The sequence below is a fragment of the Blautia sp. HCP3S3_H10_2 genome, from assembly GCF_052122375.1.
In the GTDB taxonomy this organism is placed as follows: Bacteria; Bacillota; Clostridia; order Lachnospirales; family Lachnospiraceae; genus Blautia_A.
Genome location: NZ_JBQKCL010000007.1, coordinates 244,605 through 256,673, shown reverse-complemented (window position 1 = coordinate 256,673; position 12,069 = coordinate 244,605). Strand labels below are relative to the sequence as shown.

General features: G+C 45.9%; 9 protein-coding genes and 1 pseudogene. All 10 read right to left on the bottom strand.

The features are described from left to right. Positions 1 to 11: 11 nt before the first annotated feature. Positions 12 to 98, bottom strand: a pseudogene (locus tag ACTQWB_RS10020) (hypothetical protein); the annotation flags it as partial. Then, positions 95 to 1,489: an amino acid adenylation domain-containing protein gene (locus ACTQWB_RS10015; protein WP_441501115.1), complete on the bottom strand. Its 1,395-nt coding sequence runs from the start codon at positions 1,487 to 1,489 to the stop codon at positions 95 to 97. The pseudogene ACTQWB_RS10020 and the gene ACTQWB_RS10015, both read right to left, overlap by 4 nt. Positions 1,490 to 1,502: 13 nt before the next feature. After that, positions 1,503 to 3,248, bottom strand: coding sequence for an MATE family efflux transporter (locus tag ACTQWB_RS10010; RefSeq protein ID WP_441501114.1), 1,746 nt, complete (start codon positions 3,246 to 3,248; stop codon positions 1,503 to 1,505). Between the two features lie 230 nt (positions 3,249 to 3,478). After that, the gene (locus ACTQWB_RS10005) at positions 3,479 to 4,465 is read right to left on the bottom strand and encodes an ABC transporter ATP-binding protein (RefSeq protein WP_441501113.1); all 987 of its coding nucleotides are present in this window, start codon (positions 4,463 to 4,465) and stop codon (positions 3,479 to 3,481) included. Then, positions 4,462 to 5,433 carry an ABC transporter ATP-binding protein gene (locus ACTQWB_RS10000; RefSeq protein ID WP_441501112.1) on the bottom strand — a complete coding sequence of 324 codons (972 nt, stop codon included), beginning with the start codon at positions 5,431 to 5,433 and terminating at the stop codon, positions 4,462 to 4,464. Before ACTQWB_RS10000 ends, ACTQWB_RS10005 begins: the two co-directional genes overlap by 4 nt. Positions 5,434 to 5,778: 345 nt before the next feature. Beyond that, the gene (locus ACTQWB_RS09995; protein ID WP_441501111.1) at positions 5,779 to 7,359 is read right to left on the bottom strand and encodes an ABC transporter substrate-binding protein; all 1,581 of its coding nucleotides are present in this window, start codon (positions 7,357 to 7,359) and stop codon (positions 5,779 to 5,781) included. A 66-nt stretch (positions 7,360 to 7,425) separates the two neighbouring features. Next, a complete protein-coding gene (locus tag ACTQWB_RS09990; RefSeq protein ID WP_441501110.1) occupies positions 7,426 to 8,295 on the bottom strand; it encodes an ABC transporter permease in 870 nt (289 codons plus the stop codon). A 19-nt stretch (positions 8,296 to 8,314) separates the two neighbouring features. Further along, on the bottom strand, positions 8,315 to 9,271 hold the full coding sequence (locus ACTQWB_RS09985; RefSeq protein ID WP_441501109.1) for an ABC transporter permease: 957 nt from the start codon (positions 9,269 to 9,271) through the stop codon (positions 8,315 to 8,317). Beyond that, on the bottom strand, positions 9,268 to 10,566 hold the full coding sequence (locus ACTQWB_RS09980) for an L-cysteine desulfidase family protein (protein WP_441501108.1): 1,299 nt from the start codon (positions 10,564 to 10,566) through the stop codon (positions 9,268 to 9,270). The genes ACTQWB_RS09985 and ACTQWB_RS09980 overlap by 4 nt, the downstream gene beginning before the upstream one ends. A gap of 89 nt (positions 10,567 to 10,655) precedes the next feature. Then, positions 10,656 to 11,393 carry an SDR family NAD(P)-dependent oxidoreductase gene (locus ACTQWB_RS09975; RefSeq protein WP_441501107.1) on the bottom strand — a complete coding sequence of 246 codons (738 nt, stop codon included), beginning with the start codon at positions 11,391 to 11,393 and terminating at the stop codon, positions 10,656 to 10,658. Positions 11,394 to 12,069: the final 676 nt, after the last annotated feature.

Sequence of the window (12,069 nt, the reverse complement as noted above, 5' to 3'; positions counted from 1 at the left end):
GCACCGTATGGCAGCAAATGCCCGAATTTATCGGTTATATAAAGCTTGAAATTGTCAAGTGCCTTTCCGATCGGTACGTTGGAATAATATTTATCTATTTCAAATATGGTGGTAAAAATCGTACATTCGGTAGGTCCATATATTTATTATCAACCGGTACGGTAATACTGGTGACAATTCCAGGGAAACTGTTTATTACTTCTTCAATTTCTCCAAGCTCGATTCGCAGGCCGCGAAGCTTGATCTGATTATCAATTCTTCCGAAAAATTCAATCTCGCCATCCTGGTTGATCTTTGCAAGGTCGCCTGTTTTGTATGCCCGTTCTCCATTCAGTTCAATAAAAACCTGGGCTGTTTTTTCAGGCAGATTAATATAGCCCCTGCCGACTCCCAGACCGGCAACTACAAGCTCTCCTGTTTCCCCGTCCGGAAGGACTTTATTCTCTTTGTCCACCACGTAGACCTTAACATTCCCATTTGGCGCACCAATGGTAATATTTTTGCCTTCGGTAATTACCTTCATGGTACAGCTTATGGTTGTCTCCGTCGGTCCATAGCCATTCATAATATAGGCATCCGGATTCACCAGACGGATTTTATCATAGAGAGCAGGTGGAAAAGCCTCTGCCCCTACATCAAAAACCTTAATTCTGGAAGCAGCTTCCCGCAGCTGCGGCAGGTCGATCATATTGGACAGATAGGTCTGTGTTGTGGTCATAATATCCACATTGTTTTTTACAATTAAATCACCAAGCATGACTGGATTCAGAATCTCTTCGTCACTTGCGATCACCGCAGTAAGCCCGTTTGTGAGAGGAATAAATTCCTCCAGTACAGATACGTCAAATGTCATAGCAGCCATGGAAAGAGAAACACTGCCTCGGCTTACATAGCCATAGGTTTCTCCATTCCTTGGATCTGGATTTACGAAGTTCGCAAGATTAATATGCTCGATCATAACCCCTTTGGGTTTGCCAGTGGAGCCGGAGGTATAGATACAATAGCAAAGGTCATGTTCTTTAATTTCGGTATCCGGGTTTCCGGTATTTTCGTTTTCAAGCAGTTCCGAAAGCAAGAGTACGGTGCCGGAAAGCCTGGAAAATAATTCCCCTCGTTCCTCCGCGATTTCCTTGGTTGTGATAATAAAAGGCACACCGGCATCTTCGAAAATAAACTGGATTCTGTCGTCCGGATAGTCAGGAGCTGCAACAGCAAACGCACCTCCGGATTTTAAAATGCCCTGCCGTACCGCATAGAAATCACAGCAGCGTTCAAGTACCACACCCACGATTTTCTCGCGGCCAACACCTTTTTCAATAAGTGAATTGGCAATTTTGTTTGCTCTTTCATTTAGCTGGGCATAAGTAAGGCTTTCCTTACCAGAAACCACAGCACATTTGTCAGGATGAAGCCGCACCTGCTCTTCAAACAGTCTCGTTACAGGTTGAAACGCAAAATCAAAATTGCTTCTTTCGTTGATCACAGACATTTTCCTGCACCTCCTAAAACGATATTATGGTATTGTTCATATCAATTGCACGGATATAATCCATGGATTTGGAAATCTTTTTCACCAGCTCGATTCCGTGGATATCAAAATCCTGATGGTCATAGCTGTATTCCAGCGGATTAAAATTAATTCCGTTATCTCTGATTCTTAAGCGGCAGATATCATCCTCCAGACAAAGATTAATGTCGATCCAGTTGGAGGTTTTTCCACCAAATTTAATAATATTCACGGTCATCTCTTCTGCACATACAGCAGCAAGATTTGCACGTTTTCCGGATACCCCATTTTCTTTACAGAAATCCATAATCTTTCTATTAACTGCCCCAGCTTCTTCCATGGTGCTTTTAATGGAAAAATCCAGATTGATTCCAGGATTTTTGTCCGGAACAATATAAAAGGTGGAATTTTTATGTTTCAATCTTCGGAAAATCCAGGCTGCGATCACGGTTATCAGCTCAGTAGCAACAAATCCTACCGCAATTCCATTGATGCCGATTCCGTCAATCTGCTTCCAAAGATAAATTCCCACAAATGTAGCCGGTAAAACTGCCACTGCATTTTCAAGAAATGTAACAAAGCTTGCGATTGCTGTTTCTTCAATAGATTCGTAGTAACTTACTATGAATTTATTCCAGAGATAAGGAATTACACAGAAAGCAAAAATACGCAGCGCATGAACCATCTGTCTGCCCAGTTCTCTGCCGCCGCTTCCAAAGAGAACAGTGATCTGTTCGGTAAACAGCATGATAAGCACAAAGATAACGGCCAGCACAATATAACTGTATTCCAGCATCTTTTTACAGAGGACACGGATTCCCACGTAATCCTTCTCTCCAAAAAGAATCCCTGCAACATTGGGAATCACGCCAATGATTCCGCCTGTAAGCATTTCCACGATCAGCAGAACATTGTCACAGACTGTGAATACTGCCATACCATCTTCCCCGATCTGATTCATAATGATCGTATTCAGACCAAAGGCTTTTATAAAATTGGCAGCCATAAAAACCAGCATGGGAACTCCTGTTACCACTGCTTCTTTGATTATCACGAAATCCTTTGCCTGCAGCCGGACAAAGCATAGATTCCGTTTCTCAGAGCGAACGTAAAACAGGAACACCACCATGGCAAGCAGAAAACCAAGTACCGTTGATAAGGACGCACCTGAGATTCCAAGAGGAGTAAATCTGAGGAATATGTAATCTAATATAAGATTCAGCACATTTGCTGCGATCAGATATACAGATGCAAGCTCCGGATGATTTTCCACCCCAAGGTAGTTTACCATCAACAGACCAATTCCAATTACCGGAGCACCAAACATACTAATGCGGATATAATCTCTTGTGTAAGTTGTCAGAATTCCATCCCCTGGTACCAGAAGTCTGGAAACAGGGGCTGCCGCGGAAAATGCACAGATGGAAAAAAGAATGCCGACCACAAGTGTCACTAAGAAAGTGGCTGTGAACAGCTTCGAAGCACTTTCCTTATCACGTTTTCCCAGCATATTTCCAACTGCTATGGAACCTCCTACACCAAGACAGTAACCTGTGAGCTGGACTATGGTCTCAACAGGAAGGCTCATTGTAACTGCCGACATGGCCTCTACGCCAATCAAATTACTTACCAGAATCGTGTCCACAATGTTTCCCAGCTGAAGTGCCAGCGACATCATAATCCCTGGAATGATATACTTGTTCAGCTTTGCATTCAGCAATCTGTTGTTTCTTTTTTCCACTGCTGCATCTCCTTTCGCCTTTGCAAAATATAACGAAATGAAACCAAGGCTTCCCTTATCATTTATACTTAGCCAAAAGCATTTTGTATTTTAATCCTCATAAGGAAAAAGGGGCTGCCAATATGGCAGCCCCCATATGTTATGGAGTAATTATAGCAATAAATAAGTCTTTTTTCTGATGCAGGGAACGAATCGAGAGCTTAGGGAACGAAATATATCAGAATATTTTTTCAGGCAAGCTCTTCTGCCCTGTGACAGGCTACCTGATGTCCTTTTTCCACCTCATGCATTGCCGGAATTTCCTGCTTGCACCGGTCTGTGGCATAAGGACAACGGGTATGGAATTTACATCCGCTTGGCGGATTATAGGCACTTGGCACATCCCCTTCCAGAATGATCCTCTGGCGCTTCTTCTTCACATCCGGAAGAGGAATCGCGGAAAGAAGAGCCTTTGTATAGGGATGCATCGGGTTGGAATAAAGCTGGGCTTTTTCGGCAACCTCTGCCACACTTCCAAGATACATAACTGCGATCCGGTCACTGATATGGCGGACCACGCTCAGGTCATGGGAAATGAACAGATAAGTCAGATTTTTCTTCTGCTGCATATTTCTCATAAGGTTCAGAACCTGGGCACGAACTGATACATCCAGGGCAGAAACAGCCTCATCACAGACAACAAATTCCGGATTCAGGATCAGTGCCCTGGCGATTCCGATTCGCTGTCTCTGTCCACCGGAAAACTCATGGGGAAAACGGTTCAGATACTGTTTATCAAGACCAACCTCCTGAAGGATCTCTTCCACCATTTCCCGGCGCTCTGCCTTGGTACCAACCTTGTACACCTCAAGAGGTGCACTGATCAGATCGTAAACTGTCATTCTGGGATTCAGGGAGCTGTACGGATCCTGGAAAATAATCTGCAGCTTCCGGCGCATTTCCCACATTTTCTTTTTGTCATATGTAAGAAGATCCTCTCCATTGTACAGCACCTGTCCTTCTGTTGCCGGAATCAGACGGAGGATCGTTCTTCCCAGAGTGGATTTTCCACAACCGGACTCTCCTACCAGTCCCAGAGTCTCCCCTTTCTTTACAGAAAGACTGACATGGTCAACTGCTTTTACTACGGATGGCTGACGGTTCAGAAGACCTTTTTTTGCCGTAAAATATTTGGATAAATCTTTCGTTTCCAACAAAATATTCGTATTCTCACTCATTCTTTCTCACCCTCGTATCTGAAGCAGCTTACCAGTGAATTTCCAGCATGGTAAACGCCTGGTTTTTCTTTCATACAACGATCCTTGTGATATGGACATCTGGGGGCAAAGCGGCAGCCTGCCGGCATTGCATCCGGCGCAGGGACGGTTCCCTCAATGGTATTCAGCATTTCCACATCCTCATCCAGCCTTGGGATTGAATTCAGAAGTCCCTGTGTGTATGGGTGCTTCGGTCTTTCGAAAATATCCTCGATACTGCCGTATTCCACTGCTTTTCCTGCATAGAGAACAAGAACATCATCCGCAGTCTCCGCGACCACGCCCATGTCATGGGTAATCAGCATGATAGCAGTTCCCATTTTTTCCCGGAGTTCACACATCAGCTCCAGAATCTGTGCCTGAATGGTTACATCCAGGGCAGTGGTGGGCTCATCTGCGATAAGAAGCCTTGGTTCGCAGGAAACCGCCATAGCAATCATAACTCTCTGGCGCATACCACCGGAAAGTTGGTGGGGATATTCCTTCATTCTTTTCTCCGGTGCTGCGATTCCCACACGCTTCAGCACATCCACAGCTCTCGTCCAGGCTTCCTTCTTATTGCAATTCTGGTGAAGCATGATCGGCTCCATCAGCTGGTTTCCAATGGTCAGCGTGGGGTTCAGGGCAGTCATGGGGTCCTGGAAGATCATGGCAATATCATTTCCTCTGATCTTGCACATCTCCTTCTCCGGAAGTCCTACCAGTTCTTTTCCGTCCAGCTTGATGCTGCCGCCGGAAATCCGGGCATTGCTGCTAAGAAGCTGAAGGATAGACATGGAGGTAACACTCTTTCCACATCCGGACTCTCCTACGATTCCAAGGATCCTGCCTTTTTCCACGGAAAAGCTTACGCCGTCAACAGCTGTATTGATTCCTTTTTTTGTCTGAAACTGTACCTGTAAATTCTCTACTGAAAGCAAAGATGCCATAACTGCACTCCTTTTTCTAAGCTGTAACTATTCAAATCCAGCTACAAAATAAATAACTATAAACTGCGTCTCTGCGATAAGCTTCGCAGACAAGTAAATGGTCTGGAATCCTTGGTTCCAGACAAATCCCGCAATCCGCCAAGCATGGGAAAGGTGCCACTGTTCACAAAAACGGAAAAGTTTCTGTATTCTCTCATGTTTGGCGCGTTCCAGGATTTTTCTGATTTCTTTCATTCATGGACATATCATGCTTCCGGCCGGCACTGCCTGTGCCCGCCAGGAAGCATGTCCCACTTTACGGTATATTTGTCCGAAGACCAATATAACACGCTTTATTGCTCTTTATTACTCTTTATCCCACTCCCAGGAAGACCAGTTCAGACCATTGAAGTCTGCAACGTTCAGGTTCTTCATGCTCTTGTTGTAAGCAGTGAGAAGGTTCTTTGTGTATAAGTATCCCATAGCAGCTTTTTCTACAACTTTTTCCTGATACTCATCAAAGTATGGTTTTCTTGCCTCAAAGGTCAGCTCTGCATTTCCTTTGTCGATCAGATCTGAAAGCTCTGTATCCTGAAGCTGGCAGAAGTTGCAGGAGCTTCCTGGATAGATCATCTCACGGCTCTCACTTGGATCCAGAGTTCCGCCGGAACCAATGATTCCAAGGTCATGCTCACCGTCAAGCATACGGCTCATCAGTGTCGCAAAGTCCATCTGCTCGATTTCTACCTTTACGCCAACATTTGCAAGATCCTGTACGATCAGGGCTGCACATCTCTCTGTAATGCTGCTTCCGGAAGAAATGAAGAATTTCAGTGTCTGGTCAGCCGGGAATCCAGCTTCTGCAAGCATCTCTTTTGCCTTTTCAGGATCGTACTGAACCTGTACTTTGTCATTGTAATATGGACTTACCGGTGCGATCGGGGTCATGATAGGAGTTCCTTCTCCCATGAGAAGACCATTTATCAGTACGTCACGGTTGATTGCCATGTTCAGTGCCTGACGGACTTCCTGTGTAAGATACTCCTTCTGGGTATTGAAGATCAGAGTAGAATAGGAAGTTGTAGGAACAGACTCTGTTACCAGGTTGTCCTGGGATTTCGCTGTTTCCCAGTCATCGGTAAGTACGGAACCGAATCCGATCATGTCAAGCTCGCCGTTCATAAGACCGGAAAGAACGTTTGCAGGCGGTACTACACGGATGATAAGACGGTCGATCTTCGGAGCGCCAAGATAATAGTTTTCGTTCTTTGTGAACTCCATACGCTCACCGTTGATCTCGCTGTCATAGATGAATGGGCCGGAACCAACCGGATTTGCCCAAAGGTCAGGGGCGTTGATCTCTTCTGCTGTTTTTCCCTCAAACACATGCTTCGGGATAATGAAAACAGTGTCGATATCCTGAAGGAATGTGTCCGGATACATAGCTTCTTTTAATTTGAAGGTTACTTCGTATTCGCTGTCTGCTGTTACTTCGATGGAATCCTCGGAAAGCTCTGCACCGGAATCATCAACACCTGCGATATACTCCAGGTGGTAACGGCTCTTTGCGTCTACAGAAGGATCAGAATACATCTGATAGCTGAATACAACATCGTCTGCTGTTACAGGCTCGCCATCAGACCATACTGCGTCCTCATGGAGCTTGAAGGTTACTGCATCACTGGCATCGTTTACTGTCCAGGATTCTGCAAGACGTCCCTCGATGGTTCCGTCTGCGTTTGTCTGTGTCAGACGGTCATAGATCTGGTCACAGATAAAACGGGTGTAGTTGCTGGTGGTGTTCAGCGGCATCATGGTATCCCATGCCTGGTCCATAGCTGCAGTTACCACTTTTTCTTCTGCCTCAGCGGCTGCAGGTACAGCAGAAGCTGCCACCATGCTTCCGGCAAGCAGAAGTGCTGCTGCTTTTTTCATGTTGAATTTCATAGGTTCCTCCTTTTTGCCCGTAGGCATATTTTTTTACCGTTACAGCTCACACCATGAACCGTAACTTTAAATCTTAATTTTCGGGTCTAAGGCATCGCGGATACCGTCGCCCAGGAAATTAATACTTAACACAGTGATCAGAAGTGCAAGTCCCGGCGGGAGCCAGATCCATAACTTCTGGGAAAGCACAGTGATGGACTGTGCATCATAGAGCATATTTCCCCAGCTTGCTCCCGGCGGCTGTACACCCATGCCAAGGAAGCTTAAGGAAGATTCGGAAAGGATGGCACTTGCCATCTGGAATGTAATTGCGATCAGAATCGGGGCAAAAGAGTTTGGAAGTACATATTTTGTCACGATTTTGAAATTGGAGGTTCCGATTGCTCTCGCAGATTCTACATACTCTTTCTCCGATACAGAAAGTACATTTGCATAGATCAGTCTGGCGAACTGGGTCCAGCCGAGCACACCGATCACACAGGTTACCGACCAGACGGACGGTCCGAGAACTGCAACCAGTACCAGGATCAATACAATTGACGGGAAAGACATGAAAATATCTGCAATTCGCATAATGATTGCTTCTGCCTTTCCTCTGGCATAACCAGCAACCAATCCAAGGGGTACACCGATGGCACAGCTGATCAGTGTGGAAACAAATCCAACCAGCAGGGAGGTTCTTCCACCATACATCAGGCGGGCAAAAACATCACGTCCGATGGCATCTGTTCCAAGGATATGTGCGCCGCCCGGTGCTACTGAGAAAGCCGTGTAATCAGAGGTATAAGGATCCAGGTTCAGTATGATCGGAAGAAAAACCACCATCAGGATTTCTACGATCAGGACTACCAGACCTGCCATAGCCATTTTATGTTCTTTCAGTTTATCAAGTACCTCGGAAAGATAGCTTACGTTTTCATTTTTCTGTTTTTTCATTTCTGTCTTCTATCCTCCCTTATTTATAGCTGATTCTCGGATCCAGGATTCCGTATGCCACATCCGTAAGAATATTGGCAATCAGTACTGCGGCTGCGATCATAACCGTAATTCCCATGATAACCGGATAATCCCTGCCATTAATGGCGGTTACCATAAGGGAACCGATTCCCGGCCATCCGAAAACCTGCTCTGTTACTACCGCTCCACCTACGATGGACGGAATGGACATTCCCACTACCGTAACAACAGGCGTAAGAGCGTTTTTCAGAGCATGTTTCATGATCACCTTCCATTTGCCAAGACCTTTGGACTTGGCGGTACGGATATAATCGTCCTGCATGACCTCAAGCATACTGCTTCGCATATGTCTCACCCAGCCACCGATCTGCTGGAAAGAAAGAACCAGACAAGGTAAGATTATGTGTTTCATCAGATCCCCGAAGGTATGGACTCCGCTGGAGCTGTACATTCCGCCAGATGGCAGAATATTGAACACGATGGCAAACAGGTAAATAAATACCAGACCAACAAAGAAGTTTGGCGTAGCCATCATCAGCATGGAAAGTCCACCGGAGAAATAATCTCTCTTGGAGTTTGGCTTGGATGCTGCAAAAATTCCAAGAGGAATGGAAACGATCAATGACAGTACAATGGAGCTTGCTGCCAGGATCGCAGTTGCAGGAAGTCTCTCCAATATCATAGCCGCCACCGGACGCTGGGTACTATAGGAAAATCCCAGATTTCCCGTAAGCAGCTGCTTCAGCCAGGTAAAATACTGGACGATCACCGGCCGATCCAGTCCCAACGCCACTCTCTTACGCTCCAGCTCTGCCGGGGTAATTCCCGGATCAGCCAGAAGTGCATCCAGCGGGGAGCCGGGTGCCAGATTCAGAATAAAATATGCAAGTATGGTGATTCCGAAAAAAGTGGGAATGGCGATCAGTATTCTTTTTAATATGTATTTCCACTTCATAATGTTTTCTCTTCATCTCCTTTTCCAACCATAATCCGGATGATTTCCTTATCCGTCTCGCACATGCCGTCTTTCGCCAGCTGGCCTACGTTACGGATGGTATTCTCTACTCCACGGGTAACGATTCCGTCTCCTCCATAGAACTGCTGCCCCTGTATATACATCTCGTAGCCCATGATTCCAGCGTCAACTGCAGCAGAAATCTTGGCTGCACAGGAAGCTTTCGCCCCATCACAGATGATTCCGGAAACAATTGCCAAAGAATTCACGACTGTATGTGCAATTACCTCATAATCGCCTCCATAAAGGTAAGCGATTCCGGCGCCACTTCCACAGCCTGCACTGACAGCGCCGCAATAAGCGGAAAGGGTTCCGATACCGGTTTTCAGATGAATGGTCACAAGATTGGAAATGACCAGTGCCCGAAGCATTTTCTCATGGGAAACCTGTAATTCCTTAGCAAATTCAATGACCGGAATGCTGGCCGTCATGCCCTGGTTGCCACTGCCGGAATTGATCACAACCGGAAGCTCACAGCCGTTCATTCTAGCGTCAGAACCAGCCGCAGCCTTTGCCCTGGCACGGATCTTAATGTTATCTCCATAGGTATGAAGGAGCACTTTTCCAATGTTTGCCCCATAATTTCCCCGAAGGCCTTCTTCTGAGATAGCCATATTATAGCGGATCTGACGCTCCAGAACCTCTTTCACATCTTCCACATCCACAGAATTGGCAAAATCAATAATATCTTCTATATTTAATATAGAATGATCGGTCTTCGTCTCTTTCCTGTCGGAACAGTCTGTCTTCTGGAAAACAGGCTGGCCGTTTTTCTCAACCAGGATAATATTGGTATGGGTGTCTACAATGCGGACACGGGCATTCTCATTCCCTTTCCCCACTGTCACATCAATTTCAAACACATAGCCATTAGATGCCGGTGTAATCTTTGGCTTCACCTGTTCCATATAAGCCTTGATTTCTTCTTTCTGTCCAGGGGTCACACCTGCGATCACTTCCAGAAGTGCTTCCGCATCTCCGGCGATCACACCTGCGCACAGGGCTGCTGCAATTCCCCGCATTCCTCCTGTGTTTGGAACAATAACGCTTTTTACATTCTTGATAATGTTCCCGCTTACTTTAATATCCAGAGTCTCTGGCAAACAGCCAAGGGTTTTCCTTGCCACGGCGCCTGCATAGGCAATGGCAATCGGCTCTGTGCACCCCATTGCCGGAATCAGCTCTTCCTCCAGAATCTTCACATAGCTCTGGTATTTTTCATCACTTTTGTGCAATGTTTTATCCTCACTTTCGCACAGCAATATAAATATTTTATCACACTGTTCCTCTAAAATCAATTGAATCTGGAAACAAAATATAATAGTTAAAAATAATCATACCCTCCGTGGATATCCACGATACTTCCATTCATATATCCATTTTTCAGAATCTCATAAGCCATGTCTGCCACCTCGGAAATCTCGCCGAATCTGTGCAGCGCGATCTTGCGGTTGATCCGCTCATAGCTTTCCGGGGTGCGGTTCTTATGCCAGCTGGTTTCAATAAATCCAGGAGCAATGGCATTTACCCGGATCTGCTTCGGCTCCAGTTCTTTCACCAGGGATTTAGTAAGGAAATGGATGGCTGACTTGGTTACACCATAGACCAGGGAGGAGGAATATGCCTGCTGTCCTGCATAGGAGCCTGTGAAAAGAATGCTTCCACCTTCGCTCATAACCGGGCGGAGTTCTTTTACCAGAAATACCGGGACGGACAGATTGGTGTTTACGATTTTGCTCCATTCTTCGAATGTATAATCTTCATATTTGGCGTAGGTGCTGATTCCCACGTTGTTTACCAGCCAGTCTACATGGTCTGTCTCCACTTTGATCCTGGTGACAAAGTTCATCATCTCTTCGTAGGAGGACATGTCTGCCTGGAGCAGACGTATTTTCTGCTGATTTTCTGTGGTCTGCTCCTGGAGAAATTTTTCTGCCTGCTCTTTGTTGTGTCCGTAACTTACATATAAAATATCCCCAGGCCTAGAATTCGCCAGAATTTTTTCTGCAATCCCTCTTCCGATCCCGGAGGTTCCACCGGTGATTATGGTAACTTTGCTCATGTTTTCATCCTCTCTTACATTGTTCTCGTGATCTTGCTATTTAATGTGCTAATTATTGGTTTCCCATACGCGGTCTGACAATGTATATTCACCGCCGTGCGGAGCAACGTTCCGGCAAGCTAATGACTAACTACGACTAAGACGCTCAGGAGAGCCTTCGCGCCTAAGTCTCCGTAAGTCATGGATCTCGCCTCCACTAAAACCGCTCCTGAAATGCACGGCTACGTGAATATACATTGCCAAACCGCTGGTTATTGACAACTGCAACTAACCAAACAGGAATTTATCGGCTAGAACACAAGTATCTCACAGCTATTGATTGTAGTGGGGGAACTTTCAGTTACCAGTTACCCACAACTGAAAACAATTAGTTCCAGCCAGTTCACAGCAGTTGGACAACTGTTATTGCCTAGCGGGCCATTTCAGGTGCGCTCTTAGCGAAGGTGAAATCCGATGCTTACGTAGACTTGGCGCGAGGGCTCTCCCGAGCGTCTTAGTCGAAGTTAGCAGCTAGTTCACCGTAGCGTTGCACCGGCCCGCGGTAATAACAATTGTCCAACTGCGTCCGGCTTCGATAAACTACAGCAGAAACCAGGAAACTTCCCCAATATGGTAATTGAAAAGTCCCCTGGTTCCTGCAATATACTCTATTGAAAATCCTCTGAATTCCGTCGCG